This is a genomic window from Kitasatospora sp. NPDC050543 (genome assembly GCF_044457565.1).
Lineage (GTDB): Bacteria > Actinomycetota > Actinomycetes > Streptomycetales > Streptomycetaceae > Kitasatospora.
In genome coordinates this window covers 60309-76676 of record NZ_JBITGZ010000030.1, presented here as the reverse complement: position 1 = coordinate 76676, position 16368 = coordinate 60309, and the positions used below count along the sequence as shown (strand labels likewise).

The following is a 16368-nucleotide window of genomic DNA, read 5'->3' as shown; positions in this document are numbered from 1 at the left end:
CCCGCGGAGCGGGTCCCTACGGGCCTTCGGCCCTCCGTTCGCCACCCGCCTTCGGCGGGTGGACGGACCCGCTCCGCGTGTCCGTGGCCTGACCTTCGGTCAGGTCGGCCCGGCTCCGCTCGGGCCTGTCGGTCACTCCGCTTCGCTCCACTCCCTCCTGCGGCTGATGCTCGATCAAGTGGTTGAGCTGGGTTTTTGGCTGAACTCAAGGCAGGCTGACTAGGGGAGGGGTCGGCGCCGGGGATGCGTGCGGGTCGGCTTCACTCCTGCCAGATTGGTCTAGACCGTGGTCCAGACCGCTGTTTCAGTCCCATCGGCGGGTGGGGTGCGCTACCCTGATGGGGTGAGCAACGGTCCCCAGTGTATCACTCTTGGAGTGTCGGACGATCCCGCCGGAACCGGGGTCCGGTCCCGCCTCTTTTGGGCATTTGCCGGATTCCTTTGCCGGGGGCTGATATCCTGCCGGATAACCGCTTCAATCGGGCTTCTATTCTGGTCGGCTGGATTCTTCTCCGGTCCGTCGAATGTATCAGTAGGGCACTGTCAGCATTTCCCGTGTGGTCCCGTGTGTGGGCTCGGGAATGGGTGAGGGGAGACACGTCTTCGTGAACGTCGTAAAGCCCGGCCTGATGGCCGCTCAGGCAGCCGCCGGCATCTCGCTGCGCGGGCACCAGGAGGAGGCCCTGGAGGCCATCGTGCGGGGCCTGACGCCGCGTCCGGGACACCCCGCCCCGAACGGGCTGCGGGTGACCGTCCAGATGGCCACCGGCTCCGGCAAGAGCTACGTCGGGGCGGCGGCCGGCCAGAAGCTGGTGCCCCGCGGCGTGGTCCTGGTCGTCGTACCGACCCTGGACCTGCTCGTCCAGATGATCGGCTCCTGGCGGGCAGCCGGCCGCTCCGGGGACATGCATGCCATCTGCTCCCTGGTCGACTCCGAGCTGCCGTACGGGGTGATGGCGAGCACCAGCCCGCTGATGATCGGCATGTGGCTGGCCAATGCCGCGAAGCACCGCCAGCCGACCACCCTGTTCGCCACCTACGCGTCCGTGGGCGCGGTCGAGGACGCCTACAAGTATTGGGTCGAGCGCCAGGGCGAGCTGCTGCCCCCGCTCGGGCTGATGGTCTGTGACGAGGCGCACCGTTCCTCCGGCAGTGTCGAGAAGACCTGGACCGTGGTGCACGACCAGAGCGCGATCCCTGCGGACCGCCGGCTGTACATGACGGCGACCCCGAGGATCTGGGCGCCGCCCAAGCGCCCCGTCAAGGGCCGCGAAGGCGCCTACCAGCCGCTGCCGGAGGAGCTGGCGGTGTCCATGAACGACCAGCGGATCTACGGCCCGCACGTCTACTCCCTGGGCCTGGCGGAGGCCATCGACCGCAAGCTGCTCGCCCCGTTCGAGATCGTCGTCCTGGAGCTGCGCGACCCGCTCGGAGACCGGGACAAGGCGGAGCAGCAGGGCGTGCCGTGGGGGCCGGGCGTCGGCGAGGCCCTGGACGGCAGCGAGGACGAGGTGCCGGCCGCGCGCATCGCGGCCATCCAGGCCGGGCTGGTCAAGACCGTGGTCGAGCGGGGGTTGGAGCGGTGCATCACCTTCCACAACCGCACGATCGAGGCCCGCTATTTCAGCGAGACGCTGAATCAGACGGTCGAGAAGCTGCACTTCGAGAACCCCCAGAAATACCCTGCTGAGTTCTGGGCGCAGTGGCTCTCTGGTGAGCACGATATCGACTACCGCAAGGAGCTCATCGAGGACTTCGGGCGGAGCGAGGAGGACGACGGACTCAAGCACCGGATTTTCAGTAACTGCAAAGTCCTGGGCGAGGGTGTCGATATGCCGAATGCAGATTCGGTGCTTCTCCAGGGCAGGGGCAGCATGGTGGATATCGTCCAGGCCATCGGCCGGGCCCTGCGCATGCAGCCCGGGGAGGGAAAGACTGCCAGCCTGATCGTACCGGTTTTCCTCAAGCCCGGAGAGGAGCCCGGGGACATTCTGGAGTCCGATTCCTACGGGCCCCTGGTCAAGATCCTTACGGCGCTGCGCAGCCACGACGCCAAGGTCGTGGAGGCCCTCGCGGTGCCGCAGAAGTCTGGCAAGCGGACCAAGGGGCGTAGCGCTGAGGCTGCTTCCGGTCCTGGTGAGAGCGGTGTGGGTGCGGGTGGGTCGGGGGCGTTCACGCTGCCGGTGCGGTTCCAGACGCCGGTGGATGAGAACGTGCTCGCGCTGTTCATCGCCTCCAGGGTCCTGGTCGGCGAAACGCAGCTCTGGCGTGAGGGGATTGGTCACGCGCGGCGCTGGTTCGAGGAAACCGGCGGGCTTGACGTTCCTTATTCCGCGCTCGTTGGGGAGAACGGGAATTACCCTCTCGGAAAGTGGTTGTCGGACCGGCGCAGCGAGAATGCGAACGGCGAACTGGCGTCATACCGGGTGGAGATGCTGGACGCACTCGGGATGATCTGGTCCGTGTCGGACGCCCGGTTCGAGGCGGGGTTGGACTGGGCGCGGGTCTGGGCGAAGGGCCACGGCGGGAGCCTGGCGGCGCCAGCGCGGGCCTCCGTCGGCGGGTACGCCATCGGGACGTGGCTCTCGGAGCTGCGGGCCTCGGCCCAGGTGCCGGCGGGCGAGCAGGGCGCGCTGTCGCCGGAGCGTCGGCAGGCGCTGGAGGAGATCGACCCGTTCTGGTGCCCGGTCTGGCCGATCACCTGGCAGCGCGCCTACGCGACCGCCCGACAGTGGTGGCTGGAGTCCGACGGACGCGTCGACTGGACCACCCTGCCCCTGGACACGGTGTACGAGGGCGAGCAGCTCGGCCGGTGGGTGCAGGCGCAGCGGGCCGGGTGGCCGGGGCTGGAGAAGGACCAGCGGGACCTGCTGTCGGCGGTCGGCATCGAGGAGGACCAGGAGCTGGTGGCCGCGAAGGCCGCCGCCGAGGCGAAGCCGGCGGTCTCCCGGGTCGACCGGTTCGCCCAGGGCCTGGCGGCGCTGGCGCAGTTCGTGGCGCGGGAAGGGCACGCAGCCGTCAAGCGCCCGCACAAGGAGCCGCTGGAGACCGTGGAGGCCGGCCCCGGCGGTGAGGAGCAGGCGGTGGTGTCGCACTTCGCCCTGGGCACCTGGTTGAACAACCAGAAGGCCCGCCGGGCGAAGCTGACCCCGGGCCAGCTCGCGCAGCTCGCCGAGCACGGCGTGGAGTGGGCGTAGCGGGCCCGTCCCGGCCGGGGTGGTGTCGTTGCCCGGCGGTAGGCTGCCGGGGCCCTGAGAAAGCACTGGGAGGCCGTCACCTGCGGTGGCGGCCTTCCGGCTTCTATCGCCTCGGGTGCCTCGGTGGGGTGGATTCTGCGGCTTCGGGGACACGGTGCGGCACGGGCATGGAGACTCGCGGCATGGACAAGACCGTGGGCCTGGACGAGAAGACCGTGAAGGACGCCCTGGAGGGCACGCTGCCGTGGCTGGTCCCGGTCGGCCTGGCGGCGGAGGCGCTGGCGGCGCTGGACCGGCCGCTGCTGGCCTGGATCCAGGACCCGGAATACAACGAGTTCGACTCGGCCGACTTCTACGCCGACCACCGTGCACGGGGCGACAAGCTGTCGAAGCTGGAGAAGCGGATCGCCAAGCTGCCGGTGCGCCAGTCCTGGCGAATGGAGCGGGTCTGGAGCCCGGACGAGGAGAGCGGGGAGGGGTACGACGCGGCGTACGAGAAGGCCGCGGTGACGATCGGCGACCGCCGGCTGCACCCGAGGGACCTGGACGCCTACGCCACCATCGCCTACGAGGTGGCCGGCCTCCACCAGGAGGACGACGAGGACGGCTTCGACGACGAGGACGACCAGGGCGAGGTGCCCGGCAAGCTGGACGCCGCGCTGGAGTGGGCCCGCGCCGGGGTGTGCGTGCTCCAGCAGTCGCTGCCCTGGCCGTTCCGCGACGTCCTGCTCTACAGCGAACTGGACAACCGCCCCGCCCACCGCATCCTGTTCGCCTGCGCCGACCTGCTGCGCCGCCGCGACCCCAAGGCGGCTGCGCCGTGGTTCACCGCGCTGGTCTACCTCAATCCGAACGACAACGTCGGCGCCCGCTTCCTCGCCCCCGACGGTCCCCAGTACCCCGGCTTCTGAGCAGCCCGGAAGGCCGCCGTCCCCGCGTGCGGGATGGCGGCCTTCCGTGCTCGGGCGGCCGGCCTGCTACCTGACCCCGCACCGCGGGCAGGGCAGGCGCAGGTGGACGACGCCATGGGAGGGTGCGAGCGGCCAGCGGATCGCGTCCAGGTGGTGCAGGGTGCGCAGGAACTCGGCGCCCAAGGTCGACTGCCCGAAGCCGGGCTGTGCGTGGGCGCTCACGGAACGTCCGTCCCCCGCCTCGATCGCTACTCTCCCGCAATCAGGATGGACTCGTCGTAGTACTGGTCGCTTAGTTCGTCGAACGTCAGGGGTTCATGCTCGCCCGTCAACGGATCCGTCGTCGTGGGGACAGCTTCGGCGGAGGTATCCGCTACGTCCTCGGTATCACGATGTTCGGCACCCAGAACCAGCCATCTGCGCATTCCGACCAGGTAGCTCATGTTGTCGGTCCTTCTCAGGTGTACGCGGCTACTCCGAGCCCCCCTAGAACCAAGGCTACGACCAAGAAGAAGACAGCTGCGGTGAGGCAACGCTTCTTCGGCTTGATCACGTAGTTCGACGTGTAGCGGAAGGCCACTCCCGCTGTCGTGAAAGTGATCTTCTCGCTGCGCCACAGCGGGCTTGCGAGGTGCTGAGTCATACCGGCTGGCGAGATCGAGAATATCCGCCGGGGGAAGAACCAGCAGTACCACTTGGGCGGGTCCTGCCTGGCCGTGGGCTTCTTGGCAGGAACCAGGAAGTCCGTGAGCGACACCAACACGATGATCATGCTGAGGCCTAAGGCCGCCAGAGCTGCGCCCTTCCAGTTGGGCCCAGTCGCGACCTTGAGGCCCGTCACGGCTATGACGGCTTCGAAACCGAGCAAAGCAGCCGCGAAGGTGTTCAGCCCAGCCACAGCAGCAGTCTGATGAGACCGCTCCTGAAGAGCCACATCAAGGCACAGGCGCCGCGATGGATGCGTCTCAGTCGACTCGGGGGGACTGGCCGCCCTGGGCGATTCAGGCGCCCCCGCTCCGTCGGCTACTTCTGGCGGACCTGCCCTCATCGTCCAGATCAGCCAGGCAATCACCAGCCCGATCGGCAGGACAGAGATTTCCCTTCTCATACTTCAATCGTGGCGCGCCTGATCACATCCCGCTCACCGCATCGGCGTCGTCGGGCACTCCAGGCGGTCGTCGTCCGCCTTCTCCGTCAGCTCGTCCTCGGGGCCAATGGGATCTTGCCGGTCCGACAGGGGTGCAGCAGCGCCGTTGGCGGCGCGGGCAAGAAGCGGCGTACCTCGCCTGCGAGTTCCCCGTCGGGCTCGGCAGGCCGACAGCAGTGTGCGTTTGAGGTCGGCGTTTCCGGGTTGGTCTCGGCGCGTACCGGGCAGCAGGTGAAGAACGATCCGGTCCTCGTGCTCGGCCAGCCACTCGCGGACGCCCGGACTCGACACCCTCAGGGTCGTTGCAGGTGTGACTTTCTGCGTTATAAAATAACGCTCATGCTCACACCTGAGGATGGCGCCTTCATCACCCTGGCCGTTGAAGGCCTGGCGGCCCCGTTGCACGCCGGGCTGGACCAGGGCTACACCAACGCGCACCGGCACTACGACGAGCACGAGATGACAGGGCAGGGATATACCAAGGGCAGGACCGACCTCACCCGGGACCACACCCGCAAGCATCTCGACAAGGCCGGGGATCTCGGGGGCTGGGAGCTGGTGGACGGCAAGAGCGGCCGGATCCTGCTGCGCAACCAGATGCTGACCATCCGGGTGCTGCACGCTGCCCCGTTCGACCTGGTGCCGGCCCCCGGCCGCAACAAGGCCCGCATCAGCTACTACTCGAACCCGGCCACCGACCTGTTCGGTGTCCAGGCCAGCAACCTCCTCGCCGTGTGGCTCTCCCCCGAGGAGGAGGGCGGCCAGATCTCCGTGCGGATCGTCCGTCCGATCGGAGCCTGGAAGCCGGGCCGACCTGCTCAGTTCGACCTCGACTTCGAGTTGCCCCGCGACACCGAGAGCTTCGCCGGCTGGGAGTTCATCCCGGACGACAATGGGATCATGCTGCCGTTCGAGTTCGACGAGGACCAGCGCGAGGAAGGCGAGAGCAGTGGTGCATGACCCCACAGAACGGGTTCGAACTCTGAGGCTCCTCATGGGCCTCACCCAGGGGGAGCTTGCCGCCGCAGCCGGTATCTCGCAGCCGCTGATCTCACAGATGCAGAAGGGAACGCGCTCCGCCACGGCGGACGTCCTTGAGCGGATCGCCGCCGCGACCGGCACCCCGCTCTCCTTCTTCGACGTCGACCCGGCCGACCTGCCCACCGACACCCTGCTGTTCCGCAAGAAGGCCAGCGCCTCCGCGAAGGAAGTCGGCCGGGTGGAGGCGACGGTGCGTGAGGCGTACCGCGTCGCGGCGCGGCTGCTGGTGGAGACCAAGGTCCGACGGGCCCGCCTGCCGCGTGCCGAAGGCGCCATCGACATGGAGGACATCGAGACCCTGGCGGCGCAGACCCGCGACGCTCTCGGCGTCGCCCGCGACGGCGTGATCGGGCATGTGACACGCACCTGCGAGCGGGCCGGGATTCCGGTGGTCCCGCTCGTCCTGGTCGACTCGGCCGGCCACGGCGAGGACATCGTGGTCGGCCACGCCGGCGTCTCCTGCTGGCGCGGACAGGACGAGCCCCACCTGATCAGTTACTTCTCGGCCGGGAGCGGCGACCGCCAGCGCTTCACCACCGCCCATGAGCTCGGGCACCTCGTGCTGCACCCGGCCCGGCGAGCTCTGGTGGACCCGAAGCGGGCGGAGGCGGAAGCGCACCGCTTCGCCGGAGCGTTCCTCATGCCGCGGGAGCGGGCCGAGGAAGCGCTGAGCGGCGGGTTCACTCTGCGGGAGCTCGCCGAGCTGAAGCAGCGCTGGGGCATCTCGATTCAGGCGCTGATCAACCGGGCCTTCGACCTGGGCATCATCGACGGCGACCGGCGGGAGAGCCTGTACAAGCAGCTCAGCGCGCGCGGTTGGCGGACCAGCGAGCCCGTGATGGTGCACGCCGAGCAGCCCTCGCTCATGAGGGCGATGCTCGCCCGCCGCTTCGGCGAACCGCCGCCCCTCCTCCAGGCATCGGAGGCGCTCGGCCTGCACCCGGTGCTCATGCGCTCCCTCGCCCCTGAACTGGCCACCACCGCCGCCCCCGCCCGAACAGGCAACGTCGTACAGCTGCGACCACGACGCCGAGCTGTCACCATCCCCCAGCTCGAAGTCCTGTAGAACCACCACGCACCGCCCGCAGCAGCCCCGGACCGCACACCCAGCGGCCGGGGCTGCCGGCTACCACCCGGGCACGACCAGACAACCCACAGCTCGCCGCAATGCGCGGATCAGACACACAGCTGCACCCGGACGGACCACTGTCCATGGACACGGGAGTGTGTCGCGGGCCGCGCTGGCGTGGACGGGGTTGGAAGGGGCAGGGTGTCGCCCATGTCCGAACGACGCGACCGCCGCCGCCTCCACGCCCGCGCCCGAGCTCTCGGGGTGCCTGTCGAGCAGGCCGGCCGCCGGGCCACGCCCCCACGCCAGCCGATACGGCCCATTCCGGAGCCCGCCTGGCCGCGCACCGCACTGCCAGACCGGGACGACGCCCGCGGCGCCACCCAGCAGGTGTGGTCGGCACAACCCGTGGTCTGCTGCGCGGTCACGCGCGACCGGCAGGTAATGGATGGCGGGACCGTAATTCTGCTGACCCTGCATGCGCCTCGTTGCCCGGTCTGGTCCGCCCGCTGACCAGCCGGGTCAGTCCCACCACTGATCGATCTCTGGGCCTGTCTCCTCGTCGTCCCGGTCACCGCCGCCGGATCGCAGACCCTTGGTCAGGACATCCAGCTCGGCGCGGAGCAGCTCGGTCACCCAATCTGCGATCTCGGTTGAGATCTGGATGGTGCGCTGCTCGACGTCGTGCGGGGTGCCGATGGTCACCCACACGTCGCGTTCGGCATCGGGGGTGGCAGCTTGTTCGGCGAAGTCGTCCAGGGCGTCGGCGAGGTCGGCGGCCGCGCTGGCGCTGTCGCCACTCACCGGGTGGCCGCCCCGGACATGTCGGCTGGCCTCGGGGCCTGTCGGACGGTGTCCGCACTGTAGAGGTACCAGCCCCACGAGAGCGTCTCTGGGCCCCAGCGCACCAGCGCGACCCAGGCGGTCGACCCCTGGTGTAGTCGCCAGCGCTCGACCTGCCCAGGCCGCCACTTGCCGCCGATCCGGATCTCCACCCATCGCCAGCGCGGTTCCGCGTCCCAGCTGCGCCCGGGCCCGGACATCAGCTCGCGGGGCGCCCGGACGGCATCTCCGGGAACGTAGTCGGGGTGCTGGCGGCGGGAGAACAGTACGGCGGCGGTCACCCCTTCAGGATATCGCTCACCTGTTCGATTACCTATCCGGCAGGGCTGGTCGCCACAGCTCAGGACGGGTAGGCGCGACCGAAGGGCATGGGCGGAGCATGGAGGTAGGGCCTTGGAAGCGTGGGATGGCGAATGCGATCGCGAAGCTGTCGATCAGCTTCTCGTTGGTGTCGATCCCGGTGACCGTGTATGCGGCGACGGGGCGGCACACGGTGCCGCTGCACATGGTCCACGCGGACGACGGTGGGCGGATCAGGCAGAAGCGCGTGTGCGAGCTGGACGGTACGGAAGTGCCGTTCGAGGACATCGCGCGGGGCTATGAGGCCCCGGATGGGCGCACCGTGGTGTTGTCGAAGGACGACTTGGCGGACCTGCCGCTCGCCACGACACGGGAGATCCGTGTCCTGGGCTTCCTGGATGCCGATCGGGTTGATCCGATCAACTACGACAAGGCGTACTTCCTGGGCCCGTCCGGTCCGGCCGGGGCGCGGCCGTACGCGCTGCTGCGCGAGGCGATGGTGGAGGCCGGGCAGGTTGCCGTCGCCCGCGTCGCGATCAGCAGCAGGGACTCGCTGGTGGCGATCAGCGCGCGCGGCGATGTGCTGACGATGGTCACCCTGCTGTGGCCGGACGAACTGAGGTCACCGGAGGGGATCGTCCCGGCGACGCCGAAGCTGCGCCCGGAGGAGGTGCGCATGGCCCGGACGCTGATGGACATGGTCAGCGCCGACTTCCTCCTCGAGGAGGAGCAGGACGAGTACACCCAGGCGCTCCAGGAGGTGGTGGACGCCCGCATGGCCGGCCTGCCCGCGCCGCACGCCCCGGAGGCCAGGGTGCTGCCGCCCGCGCAGAAGGAGACCGACCTGATGGCGGTGCTGGAGGCGGCCGTGAAGAGGGCGCAGGAGGAGCACCCCAAGGCCAGCCGGGCCCGCAAGTCCACCGCGAAGAAGACCTCCGCCTCGCCCACCAAGACCACCGCGGCGAAGAGGACCGGCAGGGCCCGACCGCCCGCTGGCGGGCGCGGACACGACCACGGCGACGACTGACCTGCAGCCCCGGCCCCCGTTGGACCTATTGGTCCCAACGGCGGCGACGCGCTACCACAGACCCCCTTGTCCGACGTCTGACCGACCCCTTGTCCAGCTTCGGCAGGCCCCCTTGTCCAGCAGGTCAGAGCGGGTGTGACGGTAAGCCGTCACGAGGTGCCACGTCCAGCCGTCACCAACGCCGGCATCGACGCCGCCCGCGCGGCCTGGTGACAGGAACGTGCCGCCCGCGCCCCAGTAGGTCTGATGCCCCCGACAGGTCTGTCGGGGGCATCAGTGCTGGCGGGGTGTGTCAGATGATCCGTCTGATCGCCTCCGCAACGAACGCCGCCAGGGCGGTCGCTACGGCGCTCGTGGCCATGGCTCCGCCGGCCTGCAGTGCCCCGGTCGTCACGTCCAGACCGGCTCGCCGGAGCCGCAGTCGCGCTCTAGCGGCGGATGTGCGCCGGGATGGGCGCCGGTTGCGAGTCTGCGGGGTCCATGCGCACTGGCGACGGTTCTGCGGCGACCCGGCGGCGGGGCGATTTCCCCCGCGGGACCGTTCGCCCCGTCGTCGCGCCCGGCGCCGGGCCCGACGGCATCCTGGGCGGCGGCGAGACCCACTCTTTGAGCGCGCTGGCCAGATCATCGTCAAGCTCCTCCACCAGGTTCTCGGCGACGGCCACCGGCTCCTCGGCGACGGCGCCGGCCTCGGGCAGTTCGGCGGGATTGACCTCGCCGGTGTCCAGCGCCCGTGCACGCCACAGGTCCGCTTGGTCCTCGTTACCGGCAGCCGCGTAGTGGACCGCGAGGCAGTGGACCGCGAGGTCGTCCTCGGCGCCGGCCGCCACGCCCCACCAGAAGGCCGCGTCGGAGGGCCGGCCCAGGGTGTAGAGCAGGCAGCCGAACGTCCGCGCCCCGGCCTCGTCGCAGTCCTCGACGAATTGGGCCAGCTGCTCGGGGGGCGTCGTGTTCACCACGTCCGCGCACAGGGTCTCAAGGTCCCTGCGCAGCTCGGCGCGGTTGGTCGTGCTCAGCGGATCCACTCGGGGCCGGCGGGACTGGGGCGCCGGGGCTTGCCTCCGGGCGGTCGCCGGGGCCCGCTCGGACCGGCCGGAGGAACGGGCGGCGGCCTGTCGCTCGTCGCTCGACGCGATGCGCTCGGCGAGCCGGCGCGTGAACGCAACCGGGTCATGATCCAGGAACTCTCGCTCGATGTCTTCGGCTTCGGCCTGAAGGATGAGTTGGAGGTTCACGAGTTCCCCTCTTGATGGGTGGACAGGTCGAGCAAGTACTGCAGAGCGCGCCACCCCAGGCTGTAGTACGTCCGGGCGGTGGTGTGTGCGATACCGAGGGCCTCACCGATCTGGGGGTACTTCAGACCGGCTTGACGCATCCGGACGATCTCCGCCTGGATCGGTGAGATCTCCGCGAGCTGAGCCATCGCCCGGTCGACGGCGTCCCGGTCGTCCAGGCGATCGAGTTCGGCCCGGCCGGTGTCCGGGCTTTCGGGCTGCGCGGCGAGTTTCCGGGCCTTGTCCTCGGTGCGGACGCGCTCGCGCAAGGTGTCGGTGACGGCGTCCTTGACCACCTTGAACGCGAAGGCCTTGATATCCGCGCTGCGCAGCGCCCGGTCCCACTTCCGGTAGAGCGTGACACCCGCGTTCTGCACGGCGTCCTCGGCGTCCGGGCGGTGACGCAGGCGTTGCTGCGCGTACCGGAGCCAGCCGGGATGCTCGCTCGTGAAGAACGCCGCGAAGTCGACGCGCAGAGCATCGATCGGGTCACTCTGAAGCCCCTGGGAATCTCCCGGGTTAGGCGTGGTCACCGTGCCTCCTGCGTGCGGATGCCGCGGTCACCGAGGACGACGGCTGGGGTGTTCGTGCGGGAACCGCCACTGTGGCGGGCGGGCCCGGACGGGAGGTCCGGGCCCTGGGAAGCGTTGTGAGCTCGGTAGCCGGTGACGGCCCCGGTCGGCGGCTCCTGGTACTTCCTGGCCGCGCCGGCGGGTGCCGACGTCGGGCAGGGCCTTGGAGGTCTCACGAACTCCCCCCTTCTCTGCTGAGTGCTCCTGGCGCACCGGGTGGCACACCAGCGGCCCCGTGAGGCTCGTGCTCAGTAACCGTTCACGGGCAGGGAGTTGTTGATCAGATCTGCCGATCAAATATCGACGTTATGTGATCGCAAACTCACCTAGCGTGCTGAGCTGGGGATTCGAGCGCACGCCCGACCGCCACCGCGCCAACGAGTGGCGCGCATCACAGGTTTGAGAGGTCCTCGGCGAGTTGCATGGTCCGGGCTTCACCGCCGGCATGGTGCGGCCAGGCGCTCGACCCGAGGCCGCCAGCCCAATAAGCCGCCCCGCCTGAGTTCCTCGGCGGCCTCATTGCGCCCGCGGCGGCCCGTTGTGGTGGTCGCGCGGGGCGGTGCCGCTCCGGTCAGCCGATTCGCCCAACCCGCAGGGCGCGCATGAGTGGCGCGGTGCTCGCTTCGGCGGGCGCGACCTGGTTGGTGGAGGGGGTGAACTTCGTGGCCCGGCACCTGCACATCGCGGTGCACTGGCACTGATCCCAGGGGTGGTCCGGCCCGCTGTTGCGCTCGGGGGTTTCGAAACGGCGGGCCGGCCTCTCTCCAGGCTGCGGCGCGACTGCGGTTCGCGCATCCGCGACTACGCCGAGGCGGCCATGGGGCCACCGGTGCCCGCAGGAAGTAGGCCGGACCATGAAGGGGCCGGCATTGCGAGGAAAGCAGTCACGCACAGGGCCCTCCCCGGCGCCCGGCGCCCGTAACCGGTGGGGTGCAACCGCGGTTGCACCCCACATGACCAACCTCACCCGGCTCCCGCCCCCGTCCTCCCTTGAGACCGCTGGCGCCGCGAGCGGCGACCAGGACGCGGTGGACCGCGCGCTGCGCGCGGCGCTTGAGCGGGCCGCCGAGGTCGGCGAGCGAGCCAGGGCCTGGGTTCGCGTTCTCGCCACACGCCAGAGCGAGGACGCGAACCGGCAGCTGCTGGAGACGTTCGCCGACACCGTCCATCAGGTCCTCGGCCGGGAGATCATCCCCGGCGGCGACGGCGAGATCGGCGGGGAGATCCGCTACCGCCTGGACGCCTACGTGATCCTCGGCAGCATCCTCGCCCAGGACCGGCCGAAGCTGACCGTCATCGAGCAGCTCGCCCTGGTCGCCGTCGGCGCCATCACCACTACCGCGCCCAGCACCGTCCTCAACGACATCGCTGCCGACCTGCCCGCCCTGTGCGACGCCATCGACAACGCCCTCACCCTCGCCGGGGCGTAGCCAGCCAGTACCCCGGGGGGTCAGGTCACGGGTCGGTCAGAGTCGGCTGTAGGAGCCCGAGAAAGTCGCACCTCCCGGGCCCAGTCGGCGGCGCCCCGAACCCGTGGCCGAGCGCTGGCACGACGGGCCATCACGTCTACAACTACTGTCCCGACCAGGTACGACAAACCCGCGAACAACCGCCACCCGAGAACTGAACCCCTCGCCGCGGGCGGCCACCCGCCCTGCGCCGGCCGGCCCAGACGGTCCGGCGGCCGCGGCGAGCACTCCGGCGCCGGCAGGGAGAAGCCCTCCCGCCCTACGCCACGGCCGCCCCGCCCCGGCGATCTGCGCGTTCCCTCACTCCCAACGCCGCCGCCCCCCGGCCTGACCACCTCGAACCCCCCGGCAACCTCCTTACCGCCTGGACACACCACCACGGCCCTTGACCAGTCAGCCCGCCTGCCGAAGCCCGCCCGTGCCGAAGACGTCATCGAAACCATGCGCCTGCTGGGTGGTCACCAGGTAATAGGAGCCGCCCGGGTGCTGGTGCCCGTAGCCGCTGTAGAACGCCACCTCCGAGGGGGTGAGAACCTTCAGGTCACCGAAGACGTAGTACAGCGGGATCGAGACGCTGATGGCCGTGAACTGGAGGCCCGCCACGAGGCTCTTGCGAGAGACGGAGAAACGGTGGGAGTCCGCGCTGCCCAGCGAGGTCTTGGCGTCGACGCAGACGACCTGCATACCCCGTGCGGCGATCATGTCGGGCAGCTGCCGCAGGGGCGAGTCGGTGAGGCGCAGCGCGGCCTGGATCGCCGGCGGATAGGCGCCCTGGCCGAACGGGTGGACCGTCCAGCCACGGCGTCCGAGTTCGTGCATGACGTGCTGTTCGTGCCGGTCCCCGATCGCTTTGCGGTGGGTCCAGTCGGCCACGCGGTCCTCCCCTTCAACACACGTCCGTGGTACCAAAACTGATGCTTCCGTACTACTACGCTACCCGCTAAGCTGACGCCATGTCGGCATACGTTGACCCACGTTTTCGTCCCACGCTCTGGCCTGGCACCGTCATCCCCGCCCCGCCTCTGGAACCGTTCACCGGCGTATGGGTCGAAGGGGACTGGATCCTGTGGAAACCCGGGCCCAGGCGAGGTCAGCAGCCAATCGAGCTTCCCGAGGACTTCTACCTGCGCGAGTTCATGGACCTCTCCGCCGACGACCTCGAAGGGATCGCCGAGGTCTTCCGCACGTACGGGGCACTGTTCCATCTGTCCAACGACGACCTCGACCTGCGCAGCCACTCGGACGAAGAACTCGAGAGGATCCGGGCCATCCCCGAGGCCGGCTTCGACGACCAGCCCTACCCCTTCGGCGTCCACCGTGAGCAGGTGAGGCTGCACGTGGAAACCGCCCAGGCGGCCATCACGACCTGGTTGGCATGCCAGCGTGAAGGCGGCCTCGAAGAACTCGTCGCACCCGAAGTCACCGAGGAGACCCTGGCCAGCATCCAGGCAGAGAATGCCCACCAGAACGAAGTGTGGCCACCCTCCCTGGACTACCTGCGCAACCTGCTCATCGAACTACGCGTCCAGGAACTGAAGACCGTCCTGGGCGCAGCCCTGAGCCGCTTCAGCGTCGGCATCGGCGGCCTGTCCGACCGCTACCCCACCGTCCATTCCGTGGCGTTTCTCCAGCTGTACAACCACCTCGCCGAGGGCGCCGCCGTACGCACATGCGCCAACCACAACTGCGGCCGCGACTTCGTCCGCCAACGCGGCCGCGCCAACTACGGCCAACACCGCACCACCGGCATCAAATACTGCTCCCGCGAATGCGCCCGTGCCCAAGCTCAACGCGACCTCCGCCGCCGACGCCGCACCACCGAGCCCACAGCCTGACAACACAGCCGGCAACGCACAGCCCCACACCCACACCCGCCGCCCACACCACGCCGGACTTCTCAACCAACCTGCAAACCCCCAGCACACCAACAAGATCAACCAGCGAACCACCGACCCGCCACAGGGGAACACCCATACCTGCTGGACTGAACCGCCCCGGGTTCGGTGGAGATCTCAGGTTGTGGTTGTGACCTGGGGTTTTGTGGCTGTGAGGTGGTAGGTGGTCTCGTATTCGGCGGGTGGGACGTGGCCTATCTCACCGTGGAGTCGTCGGTGGCAGTACCAGTCGGTCCATTCGGCTGTGGCGAGCTCGACCTGGGAGAGGGTCTTCCAGGGCCGGCCGGGCTTGATCAGCTCCGTTTTGTAGAGGCCGATGGCAAATTCCATCAGGGCGTTGTCGTAGGCGTCGCCGACGGATCCGATCGAGGCCGCGATGCCGGCGGCGTCCAGGTGCTCGGCGAGCCGGAAACTCGTATATTGCGACCCGGCATCCGAGTGATGTATCAACTCGCCCCGTTGGTGGGGGAATCCGTCACGATCGCGCTGCCACAGAGCCATGTCCAGCGCGTCCAGGACGAGCCGGGTCTCCTTGGAGGTCGCGGCGGACCAGCCGACGATGCGCCGGGAGAAGGTGTCCACGATGAAGGCAACGTAGACGACGCCGGAGCAGGTCTTCACGTGCGTGAAGTCGGCGACCCAGCAGCGGTTCGGCGCGCCGGCGACGAAGTCGCGGTCCACCAGGTCCGGGGCGCGTTCGGCGGCCGGGTCGGCCATGGTGGTGATGACTTTCCTGCCGCGCACGGCGCCGGTGATGCCGAGCTCGCGCATCAGGCGCTCGACCGTGCAACGGGCAACCTGGTGGCCCTGCCGGCCCAGCTCCCGCCAGATCTTCCGGGCCCCGTAGACGCGGTAGTTGGCGTCGTGGACCTCCTTGATCAGGTCCTTGAGTTCCTCGTCGCGCACCGTGCGGGCGGCGGGCCAGACCAGGCGCTTGTGGTGGGCGTAGTAGGTGGAGGGGGCGATGCTGCAGTCGTGCTCGGTGAGCACGCGGCAGATCGGCTCGACGCCGCCGAAGCGGCCCCGGTGCTCGTCGATGAACGCTACGAGCGCAGGTGTGGCCGGTCGAGCTCGGCCGCGAAGAAACTCGCCGCGGCCTTGAGGATCTCGTTGGCGCGCTTGAGCTCGGCGATCTCCTTCTTCATCACCTTGAGCTGGGCGGACTCCTCCGTGGTCGTGCCCGGGCGCTGCCCGGAGTCGACCTGGTCGCGCCGCACCCAGTTGCGCAGCGTCTCGGCGGAGCCGATGCCCAACTTCTCCGCGACGGCCCGCAACGCAGCCGACTCGTTCGGGTAGTCGCCGAGGACCTCGGCGACCATGCGCACCGCACGACGGCGCAGCTCAGGAGGGTAGGAAGAAGGACGTGCCATGACTCGAATCCTTACACGAAATCGAGTCCCCACCGAACCCGGGGCGGTTCAGACCACCTCGCGACGGTGCCCGATGGGTTCGGAAGCTGGAGTTGCCGGCGAACCTGTTCGCGGACGTGTCGGAGAAGCTGGTGGACGTCTGGCGGGCGCGGGCGGCGAAGGAGTACCCCGGCGAACCTGGCGCGGATGAAGCCGGCCGTGACACGGTTTCGTCGTAGCGCTGCTGCGTGTCACGGACTTCCACGTCCGCGAA

At 69.3% G+C, this 16368-nt stretch carries 16 protein-coding genes; 7 read left to right on the top strand and 9 right to left on the bottom strand.

The features are described 5' to 3' along the window. The first annotated feature begins 605 nt into the window (after nt 1-605). Together ACIBH3_RS28670 and ACIBH3_RS28665 are read left to right on the top strand one after the other, a co-directional pair. On the top strand, nt 606-3197 hold the full coding sequence (locus tag ACIBH3_RS28670; RefSeq protein WP_396314995.1) for a Helicase associated domain protein: 2592 nt from the start codon (nt 606-608) through the stop codon (nt 3195-3197). 182 nt (nt 3198-3379) lie between these two features. Beyond that, nucleotides 3380-4108 (top strand): hypothetical protein, encoded by a 729-nt coding sequence (locus ACIBH3_RS28665; RefSeq protein ID WP_396314994.1) that lies wholly within the window; start codon nt 3380-3382, stop codon nt 4106-4108. 66 nt (nt 4109-4174) lie between these two features. Here the strand turns inward: ACIBH3_RS28665 and ACIBH3_RS28660 are convergent, their stop codons facing one another. Genes ACIBH3_RS28660 through ACIBH3_RS28650 form a run of 3 tightly spaced genes read right to left on the bottom strand, consistent with a single transcriptional unit; the run spans nt 4175 to nt 5006 of the window. Then, nucleotides 4175-4330, bottom strand: coding sequence for a hypothetical protein (locus ACIBH3_RS28660; protein WP_396314993.1), 156 nt, complete (start codon nt 4328-4330; stop codon nt 4175-4177). 26 nt (nt 4331-4356) lie between these two features. Continuing rightward, nucleotides 4357-4551, bottom strand: a complete 195-nt coding sequence (locus ACIBH3_RS28655) for a hypothetical protein (protein ID WP_396314992.1) — start codon at nt 4549-4551, stop codon at nt 4357-4359. 14 nt (nt 4552-4565) lie between these two features. Continuing rightward, nucleotides 4566-5006, bottom strand: a complete 441-nt coding sequence (locus ACIBH3_RS28650) for a hypothetical protein (protein WP_396314991.1) — start codon at nt 5004-5006, stop codon at nt 4566-4568. 588 nt (nt 5007-5594) lie between these two features. On the opposite strand from ACIBH3_RS28650, the gene ACIBH3_RS28645 reads away from it, so the two are divergent. Both ACIBH3_RS28645 and ACIBH3_RS28640 read left to right on the top strand, forming a co-directional pair. Beyond that, the gene (locus ACIBH3_RS28645; protein WP_396314990.1) at nt 5595-6215 is read left to right on the top strand and encodes a hypothetical protein; all 621 of its coding nucleotides are present in this window, start codon (nt 5595-5597) and stop codon (nt 6213-6215) included. Further along, a complete protein-coding gene (locus ACIBH3_RS28640) occupies nt 6148-7362 on the top strand; it encodes a helix-turn-helix domain-containing protein (RefSeq protein ID WP_396314989.1) in 1215 nt (404 codons plus the stop codon). Before ACIBH3_RS28645 ends, ACIBH3_RS28640 begins: the two co-directional genes overlap by 68 nt. 525 nt (nt 7363-7887) lie before the next feature. On the opposite strand, the gene ACIBH3_RS28635 is transcribed toward ACIBH3_RS28640, so the two are convergent. Both ACIBH3_RS28635 and ACIBH3_RS28630 read right to left on the bottom strand, forming a co-directional pair. Continuing rightward, nucleotides 7888-8169 (bottom strand): hypothetical protein, encoded by a 282-nt coding sequence (locus ACIBH3_RS28635; RefSeq protein WP_396314988.1) that lies wholly within the window; start codon nt 8167-8169, stop codon nt 7888-7890. Continuing rightward, the gene (locus ACIBH3_RS28630; RefSeq protein WP_396314987.1) at nt 8166-8489 is read right to left on the bottom strand and encodes a hypothetical protein; all 324 of its coding nucleotides are present in this window, start codon (nt 8487-8489) and stop codon (nt 8166-8168) included. The genes ACIBH3_RS28635 and ACIBH3_RS28630 overlap by 4 nt, the downstream gene beginning before the upstream one ends. 125 nt (nt 8490-8614) lie before the next feature. Between ACIBH3_RS28630 and ACIBH3_RS28625 the strand changes: the two genes are divergently transcribed. Then, nucleotides 8615-9535, top strand: a complete 921-nt coding sequence (locus tag ACIBH3_RS28625; RefSeq protein ID WP_396314986.1) for a Ku protein — start codon at nt 8615-8617, stop codon at nt 9533-9535. Between the two features lie 428 nt (nt 9536-9963). Here ACIBH3_RS28625 and ACIBH3_RS28620 read toward each other — a convergent pair whose 3' ends face one another. Both ACIBH3_RS28620 and ACIBH3_RS28615 read right to left on the bottom strand, forming a co-directional pair. Next, nucleotides 9964-10770 (bottom strand): hypothetical protein, encoded by an 807-nt coding sequence (locus ACIBH3_RS28620; protein ID WP_396314985.1) that lies wholly within the window; start codon nt 10768-10770, stop codon nt 9964-9966. Next, nucleotides 10767-11342: an RNA polymerase sigma factor gene (locus ACIBH3_RS28615; RefSeq protein ID WP_396314984.1), complete on the bottom strand. Its 576-nt coding sequence runs from the start codon at nt 11340-11342 to the stop codon at nt 10767-10769. The genes ACIBH3_RS28620 and ACIBH3_RS28615 overlap by 4 nt, the downstream gene beginning before the upstream one ends. Before the next feature lie 992 nt (nt 11343-12334). Between ACIBH3_RS28615 and ACIBH3_RS28610 the strand changes: the two genes are divergently transcribed. Beyond that, the gene (locus tag ACIBH3_RS28610; protein WP_396314983.1) at nt 12335-12811 is read left to right on the top strand and encodes a hypothetical protein; all 477 of its coding nucleotides are present in this window, start codon (nt 12335-12337) and stop codon (nt 12809-12811) included. Nucleotides 12812-13243: 432 nt separating this feature from the next. Here the strand turns inward: ACIBH3_RS28610 and ACIBH3_RS28605 are convergent, their stop codons facing one another. After that, complete coding sequence (locus ACIBH3_RS28605) at nt 13244-13723, bottom strand: hypothetical protein (protein WP_396314982.1); 480 nt, start codon at nt 13721-13723, stop codon at nt 13244-13246. An 80-nt stretch (nt 13724-13803) separates the two neighbouring features. Between ACIBH3_RS28605 and ACIBH3_RS28600 the strand changes: the two genes are divergently transcribed. Next, complete coding sequence (locus ACIBH3_RS28600; protein WP_396314981.1) at nt 13804-14685, top strand: hypothetical protein; 882 nt, start codon at nt 13804-13806, stop codon at nt 14683-14685. A gap of 177 nt (nt 14686-14862) precedes the next feature. Here ACIBH3_RS28600 and ACIBH3_RS28595 read toward each other — a convergent pair. After that, nucleotides 14863-16115, bottom strand: a protein-coding gene (locus ACIBH3_RS28595; protein ID WP_396314980.1) for an IS3 family transposase whose coding sequence is annotated in 2 segments (ribosomal slippage) — nt 14863-15833 and nt 15833-16115 — 1254 coding nt in all. Because the reading frame shifts where the segments join, the coding sequence is not laid out codon by codon here. Nucleotides 16116-16368 lie beyond the last annotated feature (253 nt).

What these genes read in the sequence shown, in the direction of transcription:
- ACIBH3_RS28610 (WP_396314983.1), top strand. Translation starts at nt 12,335, where the DNA reads ATGACCAACCTCACCCGGCTCCCGCCCCCGTCCTCCCTTGAGACCGCT.
- ACIBH3_RS28600 (WP_396314981.1), top strand. Translation starts at nt 13,804, where the DNA reads ATGTCGGCATACGTTGACCCACGTTTTCGTCCCACGCTCTGGCCTGGC.
- ACIBH3_RS28665 (WP_396314994.1), top strand. Translation starts at nt 3,380, where the DNA reads ATGGACAAGACCGTGGGCCTGGACGAGAAGACCGTGAAGGACGCCCTG.
- ACIBH3_RS28625 (WP_396314986.1), top strand. Translation starts at nt 8,615, where the DNA reads ATGGCGAATGCGATCGCGAAGCTGTCGATCAGCTTCTCGTTGGTGTCG.
- ACIBH3_RS28655 (WP_396314992.1), bottom strand. Translation starts at nt 4,551, where the DNA reads ATGAGCTACCTGGTCGGAATGCGCAGATGGCTGGTTCTGGGTGCCGAA.
- ACIBH3_RS28645 (WP_396314990.1), top strand. Translation starts at nt 5,595, where the DNA reads ATGCTCACACCTGAGGATGGCGCCTTCATCACCCTGGCCGTTGAAGGC.
- ACIBH3_RS28640 (WP_396314989.1), top strand. Translation starts at nt 6,148, where the DNA reads ATGGGATCATGCTGCCGTTCGAGTTCGACGAGGACCAGCGCGAGGAAG.